The organism is Deltaproteobacteria bacterium (genome assembly GCA_020848745.1).
Taxonomy (GTDB): domain Bacteria; phylum Desulfobacterota; class Binatia; order UTPRO1; family UTPRO1; genus UTPRO1.
The window spans coordinates 171,389-191,057 of the sequence record JADLHM010000098.1 but is presented as its reverse complement, the minus strand read 5'-3'; the positions used below and the strand labels follow the sequence as shown (position 1 = coordinate 191,057).

At 71.5% G+C, this 19,669-nt stretch carries 18 protein-coding genes; 8 read left to right on the top strand and 10 right to left on the bottom strand.

The annotated features are described in order from the left end of the window. Positions 1–2: 2 nt before the first annotated feature. The 4 genes from IT293_14740 to IT293_14725 are packed head-to-tail and all read right to left on the bottom strand — an operon-like array spanning position 3 to position 3,308. Positions 3–809 (bottom strand): CbbQ/NirQ/NorQ/GpvN family protein, encoded by an 807-nt coding sequence (locus IT293_14740; protein ID MCC6765912.1) that lies wholly within the window; start codon positions 807–809, stop codon positions 3–5. A gap of 5 nt (positions 810–814) precedes the next feature. Further along, complete coding sequence (locus tag IT293_14735; protein MCC6765911.1) at positions 815–2,191, bottom strand: cbb3-type cytochrome c oxidase subunit I; 1,377 nt, start codon at positions 2,189–2,191, stop codon at positions 815–817. Beyond that, positions 2,188–2,901 carry a c-type cytochrome gene (locus IT293_14730; protein ID MCC6765910.1) on the bottom strand — a complete coding sequence of 238 codons (714 nt, stop codon included), beginning with the start codon at positions 2,899–2,901 and terminating at the stop codon, positions 2,188–2,190. The genes IT293_14735 and IT293_14730 overlap by 4 nt, the downstream gene beginning before the upstream one ends. Positions 2,902–2,912: 11 nt before the next feature. Further along, on the bottom strand, positions 2,913–3,308 hold the full coding sequence (locus IT293_14725; protein ID MCC6765909.1) for a hemerythrin domain-containing protein: 396 nt from the start codon (positions 3,306–3,308) through the stop codon (positions 2,913–2,915). A 69-nt stretch (positions 3,309–3,377) separates the two neighbouring features. On the opposite strand from IT293_14725, the gene IT293_14720 reads away from it, so the two are divergent. Beyond that, on the top strand, positions 3,378–4,043 hold the full coding sequence (locus tag IT293_14720; GenBank protein MCC6765908.1) for a Crp/Fnr family transcriptional regulator: 666 nt from the start codon (positions 3,378–3,380) through the stop codon (positions 4,041–4,043). A 38-nt stretch (positions 4,044–4,081) separates the two neighbouring features. Here the strand turns inward: IT293_14720 and IT293_14715 are convergent, their stop codons facing one another. Then, complete coding sequence (locus IT293_14715) at positions 4,082–5,779, bottom strand: NnrS family protein (GenBank protein MCC6765907.1); 1,698 nt, start codon at positions 5,777–5,779, stop codon at positions 4,082–4,084. A 272-nt stretch (positions 5,780–6,051) separates the two neighbouring features. Here IT293_14715 and IT293_14710 point away from each other — a divergent pair, with 272 nt between their 5' ends. The 3 genes from IT293_14710 to IT293_14700 are packed head-to-tail and all read left to right on the top strand — an operon-like array spanning position 6,052 to position 8,038. Then, the gene (locus IT293_14710; protein ID MCC6765906.1) at positions 6,052–6,924 is read left to right on the top strand and encodes a ferritin-like domain-containing protein; all 873 of its coding nucleotides are present in this window, start codon (positions 6,052–6,054) and stop codon (positions 6,922–6,924) included. Next, positions 6,921–7,688, top strand: coding sequence for a long-chain fatty aldehyde decarbonylase (locus IT293_14705; protein ID MCC6765905.1), 768 nt, complete (start codon positions 6,921–6,923; stop codon positions 7,686–7,688). Before IT293_14710 ends, IT293_14705 begins: the two co-directional genes overlap by 4 nt. Continuing rightward, positions 7,685–8,038 (top strand): hypothetical protein, encoded by a 354-nt coding sequence (locus IT293_14700; GenBank protein ID MCC6765904.1) that lies wholly within the window; start codon positions 7,685–7,687, stop codon positions 8,036–8,038. Before IT293_14705 ends, IT293_14700 begins: the two co-directional genes overlap by 4 nt. A gap of 13 nt (positions 8,039–8,051) precedes the next feature. Here the strand turns inward: IT293_14700 and IT293_14695 are convergent, their stop codons facing one another. Together IT293_14695 and IT293_14690 are read right to left on the bottom strand one after the other, a co-directional pair. Next, positions 8,052–9,803: an ABC transporter ATP-binding protein/permease gene (locus IT293_14695; protein MCC6765903.1), complete on the bottom strand. Its 1,752-nt coding sequence runs from the start codon at positions 9,801–9,803 to the stop codon at positions 8,052–8,054. An 86-nt stretch (positions 9,804–9,889) separates the two neighbouring features. Next, complete coding sequence (locus IT293_14690) at positions 9,890–10,144, bottom strand: hypothetical protein (protein ID MCC6765902.1); 255 nt, start codon at positions 10,142–10,144, stop codon at positions 9,890–9,892. 53 nt (positions 10,145–10,197) lie between these two features. On the opposite strand from IT293_14690, the gene IT293_14685 reads away from it, so the two are divergent. Beyond that, positions 10,198–11,934, top strand: a complete 1,737-nt coding sequence (locus IT293_14685; protein MCC6765901.1) for a radical SAM protein — start codon at positions 10,198–10,200, stop codon at positions 11,932–11,934. On the opposite strand, the gene lnt is transcribed toward IT293_14685, so the two are convergent. The 3 genes from lnt to IT293_14670 all read right to left on the bottom strand — a co-directional run bounded on the left by lnt (position 11,862) and on the right by IT293_14670 (position 17,507). Further along, a complete protein-coding gene (gene lnt / locus IT293_14680; protein ID MCC6765900.1) occupies positions 11,862–13,355 on the bottom strand; it encodes an apolipoprotein N-acyltransferase in 1,494 nt (497 codons plus the stop codon). The genes IT293_14685 and lnt overlap by 73 nt on opposite strands. A gap of 31 nt (positions 13,356–13,386) precedes the next feature. After that, on the bottom strand, positions 13,387–14,799 hold the full coding sequence (locus tag IT293_14675) for a sigma-54-dependent Fis family transcriptional regulator (protein MCC6765899.1): 1,413 nt from the start codon (positions 14,797–14,799) through the stop codon (positions 13,387–13,389). 95 nt (positions 14,800–14,894) lie between these two features. Then, a complete protein-coding gene (locus tag IT293_14670) occupies positions 14,895–17,507 on the bottom strand; it encodes a GAF domain-containing protein (GenBank protein ID MCC6765898.1) in 2,613 nt (870 codons plus the stop codon). A gap of 207 nt (positions 17,508–17,714) precedes the next feature. On the opposite strand from IT293_14670, the gene IT293_14665 reads away from it, so the two are divergent. From IT293_14665 to IT293_14655, 3 genes are all read left to right on the top strand, one after another. Further along, a complete protein-coding gene (locus IT293_14665; protein MCC6765897.1) occupies positions 17,715–18,836 on the top strand; it encodes a helix-turn-helix transcriptional regulator in 1,122 nt (373 codons plus the stop codon). Positions 18,837–18,960: 124 nt separating this feature from the next. Next, the gene (locus IT293_14660) at positions 18,961–19,194 is read left to right on the top strand and encodes an addiction module protein (protein MCC6765896.1); all 234 of its coding nucleotides are present in this window, start codon (positions 18,961–18,963) and stop codon (positions 19,192–19,194) included. After that, positions 19,191–19,658: a hypothetical protein gene (locus IT293_14655; protein ID MCC6765895.1), complete on the top strand. Its 468-nt coding sequence runs from the start codon at positions 19,191–19,193 to the stop codon at positions 19,656–19,658. The genes IT293_14660 and IT293_14655 overlap by 4 nt, the downstream gene beginning before the upstream one ends. Positions 19,659–19,669: the final 11 nt, after the last annotated feature.

Here is a 19,669-nt window from a genome sequence, read left to right as displayed (position 1 = left end):
ACTCAGAAGGTGAGGTCCGCGAGGTCCTGGAGCGCGGTCGCGGTCGCCGGATCGTCGGTGAGCGGCTGCACGACGGCGACGTTGCACGCGAGCCGCGGCGCGAGCCCGCGGCGGATGAGCGTCCCCGCGCCGACGAGGAGCCTGGTGGACGCCGTCTCCGCGAGCCCGAGCTCGTCGAGCGCGCGGATCCTGCCGGCGAGCGCCACGAGCCGCCGGGCCGTCGCGATCTCGACGCCCGACTCGGCGCAAACGATCTCCGCCTCGATCTCGGGCGCGGGATAGCCGAAGGCGAGCGAGACGAAGCGCTGCCGCGTCGACGGCTTCAGCTCCTTCAGCGCGCGGCGGTACCCCGGGTTGTAGCTCACGACCATCATGAACTCGGGCGGCGCCTCGAGGGTCGCGTCGATGCGGTCCACGTAGAGCGCGCGGCGGTGGTCGGACAGCGAGTGCAGGACGACGATCACGTCCTCGCGCGCCTCGGCGATCTCGTCGAGATAGAGGATCGCGCCGGTGCGGACGGCGCGCGTCACCGGCCCGTCCTGCCAGACCGTATCGCCGCCGCGGACGAGCCAGCGGCCGAGGAGGTCGGTCGCGGTCGTCTCGTCGTTGCACGCGACCGTGACGAGCGGACGACCGACGCCCGCGGCCATGGCCTCCACGAAGCGCGACTTCCCGCAGCCCGTCGGCCCCTTGAGCAGCAACGGCAGACGGCTCTCGTAGGCGTAGTGGAAGACCTGCGCCTCGCCGGCGATCGGCCGGTAGTAGGGCGGCCGCGCGCCCGTCGGCGCGCCCGGCGCCGGCTTCGGCATGGCGGTCACGACGTCACCACCCGCACGTGCACCTCCTCCTCGATCTCCAGCTCGGCGCCGACGAGCGTGTCGACGGGCAATCCGTACGACACGAAGTTCCAGATGAACATCGCGATCCCGCCCGTGAAGAGGGCGGCCGCGAGGATCAGCCCGTAGAAGTGGACCTCGATCTCCTGCTGCACGGTCACGAAGTCCATTCCGATCCGACGCTCCAGGTAGACCTGCGTGACGCCGGCGACCGCGAACGCGAGCGTCATGGCGACCATTCCGACGTTGCTCGCCCCGAAGGCGATCATCGCGCTCGGCGCCTGGTAGCACTTGCGGCCCGTCATGAGGGGCATCGCATAGCTGATGATGCCGAGCACGATCATCGCGTAGGCGCCCCAGAACGCGAGGTGCCCGTGCATCGCGGTAATCAGCGTGCCGTGCGTGTACATGTTCACCTGCGGCAGCGTGTGCGCGAAGCCGAGGAAGCCGGCACCGACGAAGGACATGATCGCGCAGCCGACGGTCCACAGCATCGCCACCGAGTTCGGATGGCGCCGCCCGCCCCGGCGCGCCATCGCGACGGCGTAGATCGCCATACCGAGGAACGCGAGCGGCTCGAGCGCGCCGAAGACGCCGCCGATCCACAGCCAATACCGCGGCGTGCCGATGAAGTAGTAGTGGTGGCCGGTGCCGAGGATCCCCGTGAGGAACGCGAACCCGACGATCACGTAGAGCCACTTCTCGACGATCTCGCGGTCGACGCCCGTCAGCTTCAGCAGCAGGTACGACAGGATGCCGCCGAGGATCAGCTCCCAGACGCCTTCCACCCAGAGGTGCACGACCCACCAGCGCCAGTAGGAGTCCTCGGTCTGGTTGGTCGTGTCGATCAGGCCAGGCAGGTAGAGCAGCGCCGCCGACAGCAGCCCGAAGAACAGCACGAGCGAGGTCGTCGTGAAGCGCCGGCCGTACCAGACCGTCGCGCCGATGTTGGCGATGAAGAGCAGCACGTCGACGACGACCAGATAGTCGAGCGGGCGCGGGATCTCGAGGAACTTCCGGCCCTCGAACCAGCCGACGTGGAAGCCCGCGATCGCAGTCACGCCGACCGCGACGAGCGCCCCGAGCTGCACGTAGGCGAGCGTCGGCCACATGAGCTCGCGGTCCGCCTCCTCCGGGATGATGAAGTACGCCGCGCCCATGAAGCCGCAGAGGAGCCAGACGACCAGGAGGTTGTTGTGGGTCGCACGCGCGACGTGGAACGGGATGACCGCGTGCAGCACGTCGAAGCCGGCGTGCGCGAACGCCATGATGAACCCGTAGACGATCTGCAGACCGAGCAGCAGCATGCAGGTGGCGAAGAACCAGTAGGCGACCTTCTGCGAGGCGTACTTCACGGCGTCCCTCCAGTCTTGAGGTGCGAAAGGAATGCGACGAGCTCGTCGACCTGCCCCGGCGTGAGCGGCAGCTTCGGCATGCGGGCGTCCGCCTTCACGGCGCGCGGGTCGGTCAGCCAGTCGTGGAGATACGCGGCGTCGCGCCGCGCGCCGATGCCGTCGAGCGCCGGCCCGACCGTGCCGCCCTGCCCGCCGAGCACATGGCAGGCGACGCAGAGCTGGTTGAAGATCTGCGGCCGATCGACGCTGGTCGCGACCGCGCCGTCCTTCCCGGACTCGGGCACCGCGATCGGCATCAACGTCGGTTTCGGCGGGAAGCCGTTCAGGTCGACCCGGCCGCTCCACGTGAGGAAGGCGAGCAGGTCTTCGATCTCGCCGTCGTCGAAATGGTAGTTCTGCATGCGGCGCTGCCCCGGATACATCGCCTCCGGATCGCGCAGCATGGCGCGGATGAAGTCGGGGCCGCGCCGTTCGTAGACCTTGGTGAGCTCCGGCGCGTAGTAGGCTCCCTCGCCGAAGATGGTGTGGCACCCCATGCAGTTGTGGGCCTCCCAGAGCACCTTGCCGCGCGCGACCTCGGGGGTGATCGCGTCGGAGTGCGTCTGCGCGGGGATCCGGCCGAACGTATCGACCGTGAGGCCGACGAAGGCGAGCGAGCACACGGCGGTGCCCACCAGAAAGAACGCGCGAGCAGCGGATTTCGAAAGCATCGACACCTCCCTCAGAGATTCGGAATCGCGGCCGCGACGGCGAGCAGCATCGCGTCCTCTTTGGCGACGTGGGCGCGGAGCAGGTCGATCAACGACTCCGCGGCGGCCACCCGCTGCGCGACGCTGCCGTGGTCGACGGCCTCGGCGAGCGCGCGCGTGCGGGCACGGACAGCGGCGTGCTCGTCGAGGACGAGCGCGATCGTCCCCGGCGTCACGTCCGCGGACGCGGCGAGCTTCGGAAACAGCGTCTGCTCCTCGACCGTGAAATGCCCGTCGAGCTCGGCCTCGAGACGGGTCACGAACCGGGCGAGCGGCGCCGTGAGGGCCGCGAGCTCCCGCGCGGTCGCGTCGAGGCACGCGAGCAGCTCGTCGTGCTGCCGCAACAACAAAGCGATGGTCTCTTCCATGCGCGGACCATCGGTCGCCGCGCCGCCGCGTTGTATGACTCGCCTCATACAGGTTAGAGAACGGGCCGGATGGAGGAGCTCCCCGGCTTCCGGACCCTGCCGCCGAGCGAGCGGGCGCTCGTGAAGGCCGCGGCGCGCGAGGTCGCGCTCCCGAAGGGCGCGATCGCCTTCTCCCAGGACCAGCCGTCGACCCACGTGTGGGCCGTGCGCGAGGGGCTCGTCCACATCGTGAAGGCCGGGCCGAGCGGCCGCGAGATCGTGCTCGAGGTGATCCCGCCGGGCGAGTTCTTCGGCGCCGTCGTCGCGCTCGAGGATCGCCCCTACCCCGCCTCGGCGATCGCCGTCGAGCCGAGCACGGCCTGGCGCGTACCCGCGAAGCTCGTCCGCGAGATCTGCCAGCGCCACCCGACGCTGCGCTCGGCGATCCTGGCGCTCGCGACGACACGGCTCCGCAGCGCCCACGAGCGCCTGCAGTCGGTCGCGCTCGAGCCCGTCGAGCAGCGGCTCGCGCGCGTGCTCCTCGCGCTCACGACGAAGATCGGCCACACGGAAGACGGCGTGACGGTGCTCCCGGTCACGCGCCAGGAGCTCGCCGACATGGTCGGCACGACCGTCGAGACGGCGATCCGCATCACCAGCAAGTGGCACAAGGCCGGCGTCGTACGCTCGGCGCGGCACGCCCTCGCCCTCGCCGACGTCGGCATGTTGCGCGAACTCGCCGCGGGCGAGGACTGAAGGAGCCGCCGCCGGCTCCGCGTACGTCACCGCGTGCCTCATACGAGCGCCGGGTCGTATCCGGCGCGCGCGAGCGCGCGCCGCGTGGCGTCGAGCACGCGCACGTCGTCGACCGGAGCGTGCACCGGCACCTCGGGCGCGTCGCGGAGCGCGGCGGCGAGCGCCTCGCCCGCATCGCCGACGAGCGCCTCGCACACCGCGTAGACGCCGCGCGGCTCTTCCTCGAGCACGTTGTGGGCGGCGATGACGTGGCGGATCGCCGCGATGATCGCGGGCGTCGGACGCGGCACGAGGAGCGCGGCGAGCGCCCCGTGGTCGCTCCGCAGCCGCGCGGCCTCGGGAAGCGGCTCCCCGCCGCGCCGGCGCTGCGCCGCCGGCAGGAGGATCTTCTCCTCCATGCCGATGTGACGGAGGAGCCCGCGCCGGAAGCGATCGTACGCGACCGGGTCCAGCGCGTCCGGATGCCGGACCGTGCGGGCGAGCAGCGCGTCGAGCCGCTCGTGGTCGGCGACCAGATACGCCGCGACCGGACCGAGCGCGTGGGCCGGCATCGGCGCCGCGCGCGGCGCGCGGCCGAGGAGCCGCGGTCCGAGGAAGGCGAGCCAGGCGCCCGCGCCGACGATCCAGAGCGCGGCGGCCCACGCCAGGTGATCGAAGTAGCCTTCCGAGAAGTCGGCGCCGACGCGCGCGAGCATCGCGAGCACCATGCAGAGGCCGAGCGCCACGACCGCCGGCGGCCGGCCGAGCGCTAGGCGCTCGAGGTCGAGGTGGTTCAGCGAGACGTGGGTCGCGACCCCGAATCCCATGAGCGAGAAGCCGCCGATGAACAGCACGTGCAGCATCGCAATGCGGAGGTCGGGCGCGAGCGCCGCACCGACGAGGCCGACCGGCATGAGCCACACCGCGAGCCAGACGAGGCGGCGGTGCAGGCCAGGCTTCTTCGGGAGACGCGCGGCGCCGCCGCCGAGCACGAGGCCGCCGACGACGACGGCGGCGCGGCAGAGCGGACCGAGCCGCACCCAGCCGGCCGCTTCCACCACCATCGAGGCGCAGAGCGCGGCGCCGAGGAGCGCGTAGGCCGCGAGCTTCGCGCGCTCGCGCGGCGAGCTCCCGAGATCCGCCGGCGGCGGCTCACCGGCCATCAGCGGCAGCACCAGACTCCCGACCCCGACCGCGAGGCAGAGGAAGACGCCCTGCTCGACGAAGAGGCGTCCGAGCGCGAGCACCACGGGCGAGGTTCCCGGACGCGTCGCGAGCGCGATGAGCAGCGCGCCCGCGAGCCCGTGCGCGACCGCGATCGGCACGAGCACGAACGACGCCGGTGGCCGGCGGGCCGCGCCGTGACCGAGGAAGCGGCGCACCGCGAACTGCAGCAGCACGAGGAAGAGCGCCGCGTAGGCGAGCTGGGCCAGCGCCCAGCGGCCCGCGAGCGCCGCCGCCGTCACGATGACGAGCGCGGCGAGCGCGCAGGCCATCTCCAACGCCGCGGGGGGCGCCGACTGCGTCCGCCGCGGCACCGCCGTCATCAGGAAACCGACGGCGAGCGCCATCATGAAGGCCTGGGTCATGACCTGGCCGTGAAGGAAGCCGGAGTAGGTCGTGGTGATACCGGTCGCGTAGAAGAGCCAGTGCCCGACGCCGATCGCGCCGAGAACGACGGCGACCGGGAAGAAGAGACGGAACGGCTCGCGCCGCCAGGCGACCGGCGCCGGCGGCGCGGAAAGGACGGGCATCATCGGCGGTCCACCGCACTGCATGCCCGCCGACCTTGCAGCCGCCGTACCACCCCGAAGATGAGAAGCGCATCATTGTGGCGGCGCGAGGCCGGACCGGCGCGCTTCCCAAGTTTGGGAAGCGGCCCGCGCCCGGATTCCGGGGCGAGAGACTGGGGCGCTCGCCGACGATGGGAAAGCGCCTCGGCTCCGGCCGCGCGCGGGCGGGCGTTCCGGGCACGCGCCTTGCTCCTCTCCGAGCGGGCGAATCCCCGCCGTTGAACAAGGAGCGATCCATGGCTGATTTCCTTTCCGCGTATTCGATCCAGAACTGGCTCGAGTCCTGCCCGCAGGGCTACCTCGAAGGAACCGTCTACGGTCACAAACCGGGCGAACAGGAAATCGAGTTGCTCAAGAGCAACCCGGTCCTGCACGAGGACGCCATCCGCACGACGGTGCAGCTGGTCGTGGGTGAGCGCTGCGCGCTCGCCGCCTCCTCGGGCCTCATCAACAGCGCGCCCGACGAGGCGAGCAAGCGCTTCCTCGCGACCCAGACCCTCGACGAGGCTCGCCACGTCGAGATCTTCACGCAGCGCCTCTACGACCTCGGCGTCCGCAAAGACGACCTCGAGTCGACCCTCACGCGGTACGCGAACCCGAACCTCGTGAAGTTCGCGGGCGTGCTCCTCGAGAAGGTCGACAAGAAGGACTTCATCGCCGGCGTCGTCGGCCAGAACATCGTCCTCGAGGGCATGGCCTTCAGCGTCTTCGAGATGATGCACGCGATGAACGAGGAGATGAACCCGAAGTTCGCGCACACGCTCTCCGGCACGATCGCCGACGAGCGGCGCCACGTGGGCTTCGGCGAGAACCGCATCGGCTCGCTCATCAAGGATAGTCCGGAACGCCGCCCGGACATCGAGAAGATGCAGAAGGACATGTCGTACTTCATGCTCGCGACGTTCGCCGACGCCTTCCGCAACACGCAGGCCGTCGCGGAGCTCGAGCGCATCGGTCAGGAGCGCAGCCACGCGCGCTTCCAGGGCGCCGACCTCGGCGCGATGACACCCGAGGAGATGGAGGATCTCCTGGCGGCCACGGTCCTGAAGGAGTTCAAGACCCGCCTCGGCCGCATCGGCCTCGAGTACCAGACGCCCGCGCACCCGTGAGCGACGTCCACGACCTCGATCCCCAGAGCTTCTACGAGGAGGTGCACTCCTTCGAGTTCTGGTTCCAGGCGGTCGAGGGCTATCTGTCCGGTACGACCTGGGGACACCGGCCCGAAACGGTCGATGCGCCCATGGCGGCGGAGGACCGTGATCGCCTGATCACGGTCCTCTGCAACTACTGCGTCGGCGAGTCGGCGGCACTCGAAGGCGCGAGCGGGCTCATCGTGATCGCGCCCAATCGGCTCGCCAAGGTGTTCCTCGCGACCCAGGTGGCCGACGAGGGCCGCCACCTCGAGGTCTTCTACCATCGCATGCGCGAGCTCGGCGTCGCCGATCCCGAGGCCGAGGTCGACCGGCGCGCCGGCCGGAGCCTCCAGACGTTCCGCCGGCGCCTCCTCGAACTCGTCGCGGGCAAGGACTGGGAAGCCGCGATCTTCGCGCAGAACGTCATCCTCGAGTCGCTCGAGTTCGCCGTCTTCCAGGACCACGCGCGCGAGGCCGACCCGGTGACCGCCGAGATCCTGCGCGGGGTCGTGAAGGACGAGCGCCGCCACATGGGCTTCGGCGAGAACGAGCTCGGGCGGCGCGTCGCCGCGTCGCCGCACATCCGCGCCCGCATCGGCCGGATCAAGCAGGAGCTCGATCACCTCGTACTCGAGTCGCTCGAGGAGACCGTGCGGACGCTCGGCATGCCGCGCGACGAGAACGAGCGCCTCGGCCGGATCTATCTCGAGTCGGTCGAGCGCCTGGGGTTCGGATCATGAGCCACGGCCTCGAAGACGGCCGCGCCGCCGGGATCGACGGCGACGAAGGCGAGCCGGCCGCGGGCAGCCCCGCCGCCAACGATCCGAAGGGCGAGCGCCAGCGCTTCGTCCTCGACGACAGCGGCTTCGACGAGGTCCCGAAGAAGTACCGGCGCTTCTACCGCAAGTGGAAGGGCGCCGGCGACCGGCTCGCGCCGAACGAGGTCATCTGCCCCGTCTGCAAGGTCGTGATCCGCTCGAGCCGCACGCTCCTCCCGGGCGACCGCGTGTACTGCATGCCCTGCATGTCGCGTCTCGTGGTCGCGCGGAACGAGGCGACGGGCGACCTCGAGGCGCTCGTCGCGTACTGACGGCGCGGCATCGTCATCCGTCGTCGACCACCACCAACCCGACGCCGTCGTCGCCGGGCACCAGCTTCCAGCGGCGGTCGTGCAGCGCCGCGACCGAAGGCCGGTGCGCGATCGAGAGGAGCGTCGCGTGCGGCAGGTACGCGCGCAGGATGCCGTAGACCTTCGCCTCCATCGCCTCGTCGAGCGCCGAGGTCGCCTCGTCGAGGAAGAGCCAGTCCGGCGTCTTCACGAGCACGCGCACGAGCGAGAGCCGCTGCTGCTCGGCGACCGAGAGCCGCACGTGCCACTGGGCCTGGTCGTCGAGCGCCGTCGCGAGGAAGCCGAGATCCATCACCCGCAGCGCCTCGCGCAGGACCTCGTCGGAGTAGTGCACCTCGAGATCGGGATAGGTGAGAGCGACGCGCAGACTCCCGACCGGGAAATAGGGCTGGGGCGGCACGAAGTGCAGCCGCGCCTCGCGCGGGATCTCGATCCGCCCGGCGCCGAACGGCCAGAGGCCGGCGAGGGCGCGAAAGAGCGTCGTCTTGCCGCTGCCGGTCGGACCGAGGAGCGTGATCGACTCGCCTTGCCGGATCGAGCCGACCGCGCGGACGAGCGGCTGACCGTCGGGCCTGTTGAGGACGACATCGTGAAAGCGAAGCGTCGGGTCGTCGCGACGCTCGACCTCCAGGCGCTTCGCGTGTGCGAGCTCGCGCGAGGTCGTCGTCATGACGTCGGCGAACGACGTGAGACGCTGGATGCTCGCCCGCCACTGCGCGATCTCCTGATACGCGTTCACGAACCAGTTGAGCGCCCCCGACACCTGGCCGTACGCGAACCCGACCTGCGTGATCTTGCCGAGCGTGAGATGGCCCCCGAAATACGCGGGCGCCGCGAGCAGCATCGGCACGACGCCGTTCATCTGCCCGAGCCCGAGCGTCAGCAGCGAGAGGTTCCGCTGCGCGCGGATGAGCTGCCACCAGTTCTCGACGATGCTGCCGAAGCGCTGCAGCAGGCGGCGGCGCTCGATCACCTCGCCGCGGCTGAACGCGACCGACTCCACGTGATCACGGAAGCGCACCAGGCCGTAGCGGAAGTCGGCCTCGTAGCGCAGCTTGTCGAAGTTGATCGGCACGAGCTTCCGGCCGACGACGTGGGTGATCCACATCGCGAAGGCGGCGGAGCCGATCGCCACCCACATCAGGAAGCCCGGCACGCAGACGTCGCCCGTCGGCAGGGCGATCGGCCAGCCGCGCGACAAGCCCCACAGCATGCCGCCGAACGACGCCAGCGCCGCCAGGCTCGACAGCAGCGACAGCGAGAGCCCGAGCGCGCTCGCGACGTAGGCGCGGATGTCCTCGGCGATGCGCTGGTCGGGGTTGTCCATCGCCGCGCCGTGGAGCTCGAGCTGCCAGAACGCCTCGGGCGTCATCCAGCGCCGCAGGTACTCGGCCGTCATCTTGCGGCGCCAGCGCACCTCGAGGATCTGGCGCACGTAGATGCGGAAGGTCCCGGCCAGGATCGTCCCGAGCATCGCCGCCGCCTGGAGGCCGAGCGCGCCGAGGAACGCCTTGACGTCGCGATCCTGGAGGACGTCGAACACGGCGGCCTGCGTGCGCGCGACCAGGACCGCGCTGTAGACGGTGGCGAGCTCGAGGGCGATCGCCAGGAGCAGCAGCGCCGCGCCGGCGCGCGCCGCCCGCGTGCGCCAGTAAATCATCCCGAGCCGCCACACGTCGCGGAAGAAGGACGGAGGTGCCAGGGCGTCGGTGCTCGGCGGCGTCACGGGGAGTTGGACCCGCGCGCCTCATAGCGCGGTTCCTTCGCGGCGGCCACACCGACGGGCCGCGGTCCGGTGAGGACGGGCGCCCGTCAGATCACGCGCAGCGGCCGCGTCCCGCCACGCATTCGCCGCGCGATGCCTTCGGCCTGCGCGCGAGACAACGCCACGAACGCGGCGCCGTTGATCGTCACCAGATACTCTTGTCCGTTGCGCTCGATGCTGACGCGGCCGGGTCGCTCGGCGACGCGATCGTCTTCCCGGCGGCCGGGCTCGCCGTCTTGTGGATCGATGGGGGGCATGGACGAACGCAATAGCCGGCCCCCCTCGGCGCCGTCGTCACCCATGTGGTGACGAGCCCGTTGGCGGCAGAGCCGGCACGCGGATACGGTGGCGGCCCGTGCATCGGCGTGGGTCACCGGCGGAGCGCCTCCTCGTCGCATTGATCCGTCCGACCAAGTACGACGACGACGGCTATCCGGTGCGTCATCTCCGGGGCGTCCTCCCCAGCAACAGCCTTGCGTGCCTGCACGCCCTGACGCTCGACGCCGCGCGCCGGCGGGCGCTCGGCACGACACGCATCGACGCGCTACTGTGCGACGAGTCCGTGCAGAAGGTGCCGTGGCGCCGCTTCGCGCGCGCGGCGCGGCGGCGCGGCGCGCGGACGTTGATCGCGCTCGTCGGCGTCCAAACGAGCCAGTTCCCGCGCGCCGTCGATCTCGCCCTCCGCTTCCGCCAGCGGGGATGCGCGGTCCTGCTCGGCGGCTTTCACGTATCGGGCTCGTTCGCCATGCTCCCCGAGCTTCCCGCCGATCTCCGCGCGCTCCGAGCGGCCGGCGTGACGCTCGTCGCCGGGGAGATCGAGACCGCCTGGGACGCGATCCTGCGCGACGCCGCGACGGGCCGCCTCGCGGCGTCCTACGACACGCTCGCCGCCCGCCCGGCGCTGGCGAGCGCCCCCGTCCCGCGCCTCGACCGCCGCCTGCTCCGCCGCTTCGTCCACCGCGGCCTCGGGACCCTCGAGACGAGCCGCGGCTGCCCGTTCGCCTGCTCGTTCTGCACCGTCATCAACGTCCAGGGACGCACCATGCGCGCCCGCGATCCCGAGATGATCGGTGACGCCCTCCTCGAGAACTTCCGTACGCTCGGCACGACCGACTACTTCTTCACCGACGACGACTTCGCCCGGAACCCGCGCTGGCACGAGGTCCTCGACGTGCTGTGCCGGGTGCGGCGGAAGCACGGCATCCCGCTCCGCTTCCTGATGCAGGCCGATCTCGCGGCGCATCGCCTGCCGGGCTTCGTCGAAGGGGTTCGGCAGGCGGGATGCTTCCAGGTCTTCCTCGGCATGGAGAGCCTCGACTCCGAGAATCTCGCGGACGCGGGCAAACGGCAGAATCGGACCGGCGACTACGCCGCGGTGGTCGAACGCTGGCGCCGCGCGGGCATCCTCACCCACGTCGGGTACATCGTCGGCTTCCCGCACGACACGGCGGACCGTGTCCGCGCCGCCGTGATCAGGCTCCGCGAAGACATCCGGCCCGACCTCGCGTCGTTCTTCATGTGGACGCCGCTCCCGGGCTCACGCGACCACCGCGACCTCGTCGCGCGCGGCACGCCGCTCGACGCCGACTGGAATCGCTACGACACGTTTCACGCCGTCCTCGATCACCCGCGGATGACGCGGGCCGAATGGCAGGCCGCCTATGCCGACGCCTGGCGGCTCTTCTACGCGCCGACCGCCATGCAGCGGCGCCTCGCGGATGTCGCTCCGGACCTGCGGATCACGCTCCTGCAGCTCTGGCTGTGGTACCGGAGCGCGATCGAGCTCGAAGGCGCGCACCCGATGATCACGGGCCTCGGGCGCCTGACGCCGCGGCGCGACCGGCGCCGCGGGTGCGTGATCGAAGGCCGCGCCGCGCACGCGGCGCGCCGCTTCCGGGAGGTGGGCGTCGCGCTCGCCGGCACCGGCCGTTTGCTCGGTGAGCTGCACGCGCTCTGGACGGCCGCCGAGCAGCGCCGCGGCTCGTCGTCGTGGCCGCGGTTCCTGCGCGCGATGCTCTGTCAGACGCGGGGCGGCGGCCGGCCGATCGCGCAGGCGACGGCACCGACGATCGCGAACGCGACGCAGGCATAGGCGAAGGCGTCGCCGGCGCGCTCGTACACCGTCTCGACGGCGAGCGGCACGATGCCGCCCGCGAGCGTCGTCGCCGCATCGGTATCCGCCCGTGCGACGACGCGCCCGAACGGATCGATCAGCGCCGACACCCCGGTCGTCGTGGCGCGCACCACCCAGGTGCGGTTCTCGACCGCGCGCAGCGCGACCATCGCGAGGTGCTGCTCGCGGCCGGCGCCGGTCCCGAGCCAGGCGTCGTTCGAGAGGTTCAACAACAGGCGGGCGCCGTGCGCCATGCGGGCGCGGACGATCTCCGGAAAGATCGCCTCGAAGCAGATGACGATCGCCACCGGCCCGAAGGAGGTCACGATCGGCTCCTGCCGCTCCCCGGCCGTGAAGTATCGCACCCGCTCGAAGCGGCGGCGCAGGAACTGGATGGTGCGCAGCGGGAAGTACTCGGCGAACGGCAGGAGATGCGTCTTGTCGTACCGACCCGCGATGCGGCCGTCCGCGGTCACGTGAAACGCCGCGTTGAAGTACCGCGCCGCACCGCCCTCGCCGTCGCGGAATGGACCGCCCACCACGAGCTCGGCTCCCGTCTCCCGCAGCATGCGCCCGATGGTGGCTCGGTAGCCGCGGTCCTCCGCGAGAAAGACGGTGAGCGCGCTCTCCGGCCAGACCAACAGGGACGGCCGCGCCGCCGCGGCGGCGGCGCGCGACAACGCCACGTAGCGCTCGAGCCCCGCACCGTAGTCCTCGTCGGTCCATTGCGCCCCGACCGGATTGTTCCCCTGGACGACGACGAGCGGCACCGCCGCGCCGGGAAGCGCGGTCGCGAGCCGTCCGGCGCCGTAGGCCCAGGCAGCCAGGAGAACGCCGAGCGCGGCCCCGAGGCCGGCGAAACGCCCGCGCCCGCCACCGGCCAGCGCCTCCGCGATCGCCGCGTTCGCGAGCACGGCGACGAACGACAAGAGATACACGCCGCCGAGGTCGGCCGCCTGGCGCAGCGCCGGCGAGGGCCCGAGGGCGTAGCCGAAGAGGAGCCAGGGATCGCCCGTCAGCAATCGGGCCCGCGCGAGCTCCCACGCGACCCACAGCGCCGCGAGCGCGAGCACGCGCGCGGCGCCGGCCGTGCGCGAGCCGATCCACGCCGCGCACGCCGCGAAGCCGGCGCCGTACGACCCCGCGAAGACGACCGACGCGGCGAGCGCGAAGCCGACGCCGAACCACAGCGGCTGCTGGTAGTAGTACGCGAGCGCGCCGGGCACCCAATGGCCGACCCCCCAGATCGCCGCGGTCCCGAAGAGGAGCCCGAGCCATCCCGCGCGCAGCGGGGCGACGTCGCGGAGCGCCAGCAGGAACGGCACGAGCGCCACCGCCGCGACGGGCAGCATGCTCCACGGCGGCAACGCCAGCGCGTACAGGCCCGCGGCGAGCAACACGAGCGCGATCCGGCGCGGCAGTGCTCTCCTCCTACCGCAAGCCGTACTTGTTGATCTTGTCGATGAGGCCGCGCCGCGAGATCCCGAGCGCCTCCGCGGTGCGCCCCTGGTGCCCGCCGTGACGCTCCAGGATCTCGCGGATGTGCCGCGCCTCGGCGCGCTCGAGCGCGGCGCGCAGCGTGCTTTCCTCCCCGGAAGCGAGCGGATCGAGGGCCGCGTAGCGCGGCGACAAGAGATCCGGCGTGATGCACGCGTCGCGGTCGGCGAGCGCGTAGGCGCGCTCGATCTCGTTCTGCAGCTCGCGCACGTTGCCGGGAAAATCGTGCGCCGCGAGGCGCGCCAGCGTCTCCGGCGTGAAGCCCGTGACGCCGCGCCCGTAGGCCGCGTTCAGCCGGTCCAGCACGTGCACGGCGATGAGCGGAATGTCCTCCTTCCGCTCGCGGAGCGGCGGCGTCGCGATCGTGAAGACACCGAGGCGGTAGTAGAGATCCCGCCGGAAGCCGCCGGCTTCGGCCTCGCGCTCGAGGTCGCGATGCGTCGCCGCGATGACGCGCACGTCGACGGGGATCGGTTTCGCGTCGCCGACGCGGCGGACCTCGCGCTGATCGAGCACGCGCAGGAGGCGGATCTGGAGCTCCGCCGGGCAGTCGCCGATCTCGTCGAGGAAGAGCGTCCCGCCCTGCGCCGTCTCGAAGAGTCCCTTCCTGTCCTCGAGCGCGCCGGTGAACGCGCCGCGCTTGTGGCCGAACAGCTCGCTCGACAACAGGTCCGGCGCGATGGCGCCGCAGTTCTCGGTCACGAACGCCCGGTCGCGTCGCAGCCCGTTGTAGTGGATGGCGCGCGCCACCAGCTCCTTGCCGGTGCCCGTCTCGCCGGTGACGAGCACGGTCGCGTCCGTCAGCACCGCGCGCTCGACGAGGTCGAGCATGCGCCGCAACGCCGGACTCGTTCCGACCAGATCCGCGAAGCGGTACTTGCCGCGCGCCTCGCGCTGCAGCCCGGCGTTCTCGACGCGGAGGCGCTCGTTGGCGGCCGTGAGCTCGGCCTGCATGCGCAGGTTCGCGACCGTGAGGTCGTGCAGATCGGCGGCCTGACGCACCGTCGCGACCAGCTCGTCTCGGTTCCAGGGCTTGGTGAGGTAGCGGTAGACGCGGCCTTCGTTGACGGCGGCGATCAAGGCCTCGATGTCCGAGTAGCCCGTCAGGATGATGCGGACCAGGTGGGGATGCGTCCCGTTCGTCCGCCGCAACACCTCGGTGCCCGTCATGCCGGGCATGCGCTGATCGACGACGGCGACGGCCATGTCGGGGTGCTCGGCGAGCAGGGCGAGCGCCGCTTCGCCGTCGGTCGCGACGTGGACCTCGAACTCCTGCCCGAGCGTGATGCGGATGAGGCCGACGCTCGCCGGCTCGTCGTCGACGACGAGCACCCGAGGCTGAGTCATCGCGCTCGCGATCTCACGCGGCCGCAAAGGCCGGACGCAGGTGGCATGAGAGGTCGATAGGTAGTGGATGGGTGCCGGAAAGGAAAGGCGCCGCGTCAGGCCGCGTGCGGCCTCGCCTGATGACGCGGCAGGCGGACGGTCATCGTGGTGCCGCGGCCCGGCTCGCTCTCGACCGCGATGTGTCCGCCGTGGCTGCGCACCGCGCCGTAGGCAATGCTGAGACCGAGCCCGGTGCCGCGCCCGATCGCTTTCGTGGTGAAGAACGGGTCGAAGATCTTGCCCCGCACCGCGGACGGGATCCCGACGCCGTTGTCGGCGATCACGACTTTCACCCAGGCGCCCTCGTCGCTGATGGCGACCGTGATGACGCCGTCCCGATGCCCTTCGACCGCGTCGACCGCGTTGGCGAGGAGGTTCATCCACACCTGATTCAACTGGCCGGCGTGCGCCTCGATGGGGGCCACGACGCCGTAGCGCCGCTCGATGCGGACGTTCGCGATGCGCTCCGCGAGGAGCCGCAGCGTCGCCTCGAGATCCGCGGCCAGGTCCGTCGACGAGCGTTCGCCTTGCTCCGCGCGCACGAACACGCGCAAGTCCTCGACGATCCGCTTGATGCGCTCGGAGCCCTCGGCGCAATAGCGCAGGAGCTCGGGCGTCGCTTGGAGGAGATAGTCGAGCTGGGAGGCCGCGGAGAGCGCCTCGAGCGACTCGCGCACGGCGGGGTCGGCGATCGGCGCGGCCCGATAGCGCTGGATCACCTCGACGAACGTCGCCAGGTAGCGGCTCAGGTTGCCGAGACTCCCGTGGACGAAGCTCGCCGGGTTGTTGAGCTCGTGAGCGACGCCGGCGACGAGCTGGCCGAGCGAGGCCATCTTCTCGGAGTGGACGAGCTGCGCCTGGGTGTCCTGGAGCTCGCGGTACGCCGTTTTCAAATCCACGTTGGAGCGCCGGACTTCCTCGGTGCGGGCGCGAACCTTCTCGTCGAGCTCGCGGTTCAGGGCGCCGAGCGCGCGGAAGGACAGCGCGTTCTGGATCGCGATCGCCGCTTGGTTCGCCAGGGTCCGCAACAGGCGGACATCGCGCGCTCCGAGCGGCCGCCCGGAGCGCTTCGCTCCGAGCGCCAGGAAGCCGAGGGGGCGCTCGCCGAGCACGAGCGGCAGGACCGCCGCGGCGTCGAAGCTGCCGAGGACCGCGCGCACCCCGGCGCCGAACGCCGGAGCATCAGCGCCGAGCGGCGGGTCGATCGGCGACTCCGTGACCGCCGCCCGCGCCGCCGCGGCAAGGTCCGCCGGCGGGGCCGGCACGATCCGCAGCGCCCCGTCGGCGCCGCGCGACCACGCTCTCCCCTCCTCCGCGACCGCGAGCGTCGTCGACTCGAGCTGCATCGCTTCGGTCACCACCTGCGTGACGCGCGCCACGATCTCGTCGAGGTCGAGCACGCTGGTGAGCGCCTCGCTGAGCTCGGCGACGGTCCGGGCGCCGTCGAGGCGGCTCCGGAAGAAGGCGCGGTCGACGACCCGCTGCACGCCGCGCCTGAGGGGATCGAGCAGGAAGGCGAGACCGAGCACGAACAGCGCGCCGACCACGCCGGCCGGCGCCACCTGCGCCGGAACGCTGAGCGCGAGCGCGTACCCGGCGAGCACGATCACGGTGAGCAGGCCGTAGACGAAGCTCTGCCGGACCACCCGGTCGACGTCGAACAAGTCGTGCTTCGCGATCGCGTAGGCGACACTCACGTAGAACGCGAACGACGGCACGAGGCCGAACTGGATCGGAAGGTCGCGGCCCGCCGACGCGTTGTTCAGGAAGATCAGGAACACCGCCGCCGTCCCGAAGACGACCCCTGGAAGGACGGCGAGGATCCGTCCACGAATCGCCGGGTCACGGCTCCGGACGTACCCGACGACCATGGCGGCCACGAAGAAGAGGATGCTCGCCGACGTGTAGACGTAGGCGGCGCGGAACGCGGCGAGCGTCGGCGGATCCGCGTAGAAGCCGCGGAGCCCGAGCACGACGAGCACGGCGCTCAGAACGTACGGAGTCGCCGTCCAGAGCCACGCCGGCGCGGGGAGGCGGCGCTCGACCGGGAACACGAGCGCGAGATGCACGTAGGTCGCGGGGAACACGCATTCCGCGGCGAGCCCGACGGCCGTGAGCCACGGGTGGTCGGAGCTCGCCTGGTGATACAGGACCGCCGCCGCCGGATAGATGCTCCCGACGAGCGCCTGGAGCAGGTAGACCCGCGCCTGGCGGGTACGCGGCTGGAGGAAGGCGACCACGAGCCCGATCGCGAGGTAGCTCCACGCGAACGCGAGCAGGATGCCCCAGGTCTCGAGGTACGCGTACCAGCCGAAGCGATGCGCGGCGACGCGCACGGTCCGGGCGCCGTCCTCGCCGTCCTCGCCCGCGAGCGTGTACTCGATCGGCGTTCCGGGCGGATGCGCGGCGACGCGCTCGTAGACCTCGGCGCCCGACCGCACCCGCTCGCCGTCGACCGCCGTGACGCGCGCGTGGAAGATCCCGGCGCGGTCCGGGGGCCAGTCGATCCCGCTCACGGTCGGTACGACCGCGTTCTGCATGACGAAGAAGCCGGGAAACGTCCGGCCGACCCAGGTCACGCTGCGGATGGTCGCAAACGCGAGGATGGGCACGCCGATCGCGAGCGCGACGAGCGGCAGCAAGTAGGCGATCGGACCCGGCCTGTGCATCGGTCTCTGGTAAGCAAGTTCCGGCCCGTCTCGGCAAGACCCAGCCGTTCACCGGACCTGGCCGGCCGCACGCACCGCATTGTGCAATGCGAGCGCGCGCGCCGCGCCCGGCTGCGCAATCGCGTGCACATCGCTCGGGCCACACCCCCGATCCCGCGCGCGCCGACGCGCTTTCCCGGCGGGCACGGAGGTTGCTCGACACCCGGCGTGGCCGTACCCCATCCGACGCCGAGCGCGACGCTCACCGCCGAACGCGATGCGCGCGAGAGCTTCGCCGACCTCGTCGGCGCAGCGGCACTCGCGCCCGCTGCGTGGCCCGCGCTCCTCGCACGGGTGGCGACGTACATGGACGCCGCGGGCGCGGCCGTCGTCCTGCCTGCGCGATCGGCGGCAGGCCGCCCGGCGGACGGCTCGCCGACGGTCTGGCGGGCGGGCGCGGGATGGACCGTCAGAGCCGCCGCGCTCTCCGGGCTCGGGCGCCGGTTGGCGCGGTCCGCGCGGGAGGACGCATTCGCCATCACGTCCGATGATCCGGGCGGCGACGCGCTCGGGGTCGCAACGCTCGCGACCGACGAGCGCGCGACCGCGGTGCTCGTGCTCGCGCGCGCACGCGCGACGGGTCCGTTCACGGCGGTCGATCTCCGACGGGCCGAGGCGTTGGCCGGCGACCTGCGACCCGCCTTCGCGACCGCGCGCCGGATCGAAGCGCTCACGCGCGAGCGGGACGCACTCGCCGCGGTGCTCGATCGGCTGCCACTCGGTGTCGCACTGCTCGCCCGCGACGGCCGCGTCACGCGATCGAATGCCGCGGCCCGGGCCATGACCGCCGCCGGCGACGGCATCCTGGTCGAGCGGGGTCTCCTCGCAGCAACGGGCGACGCCGATACGACGCGGCTGCGGCGCGCCGTTCGCGAAGTCACGTATGGGAACGCGCCGATCCTCATGCCGATCACGCGCCGCCGCGGCGGATCGCCGTACTTCGTCCGGCTCGCCCGGCTGCCGACCGAAGGGCCCGAGAGCACCGATGACGCGCCCGTGACCGTCGCGATCGTCGCCGACCCCGACGGGGACCTCGCGGAGGTCGCGCCCGTGCTACGCGAACTCTACGGCCTCACCCCGGCCGAGGCCGACGTCGCCCTGCGCCTCCTCGCCGGCGCTCGCGTCGAGACGATGGCCCGCGCGCTCGGCGTCTCGGTCAACACGATCCGCACCCACCTCAAGCGCACCTTCTCGAAGCTCGGCGTCGCGAGCCAGAACGAGCTGACGCGGGTGCTCGCAAGAGGGGCAGTTGCGCTCGTGATCACACCGGCCACGGGATCGAGTGCGTGATGGCCCGAAGCCGGCGCTCGCTCGGTGGATACTCGTAGCGCCAAAAGCCGTTGCGGCCGCAGTCGTCTCGCAGCTACGATCCTCGCCATGCGGCCCCGCAAACGTGACGGCAGGAGGTAACGCCATGGCCAGTCTCCCCCTCCCGGAGCCTCCGGGCTTCAGCAACCTCACCAAAGCCGACCAGATACGCTACCTCCAGGAGCTTTGGGACCGCATCGCCGATCAGCCGGGTGAGCTTCCCGTGCCGGAGAGCCATCTGGATCTCGCCGAGCAGCGCTTGGAGGCGTATCGGAAGGAACCGCACCTTGCTCGGCCAGCGCACGATCTCCTCGAGCGCCTGACGAAGACGTCATCGTGACCAGCTACCGGCTCGTCACGGAGCCGGCGGCCGATCTGGATGTCGAGTCTGCGTTCGTATGGTACCAGCACGAGCGTTCCGGCCTCGGGCTCGAGTTCCTCGACGAGCTGCGCCGCACCTACGAACGGATCATCACGAGCCCTTTCCGATACGGCGAGCTCAGGGCGGGGATTCGGAGAGCGCTGCTCCGTCGCTTTCCCTACGCCGTCTACTATGCCGCGGCGGGATCGGGGAGCGCGAGTAACGCGCCCTTCCCCTTCACTTGGATCTTGGCCTTGCCGTCGCCCCCCGCTCCGAGCTGCACTTCCATTGCAGCCGCCGCTTGGCGGGATCGGCCGGTGCGCGCAGCGGGAGCGTCCGACGAACCCTGGACCAGTGCGATCGCCTCCAAGGCGACGTTGCCAACGCCGGCATTGGACGCCGCCCAACTTCCGCCCGCATCGGAGCTGATCGCGATTCCCTGACCGCCCGTGCC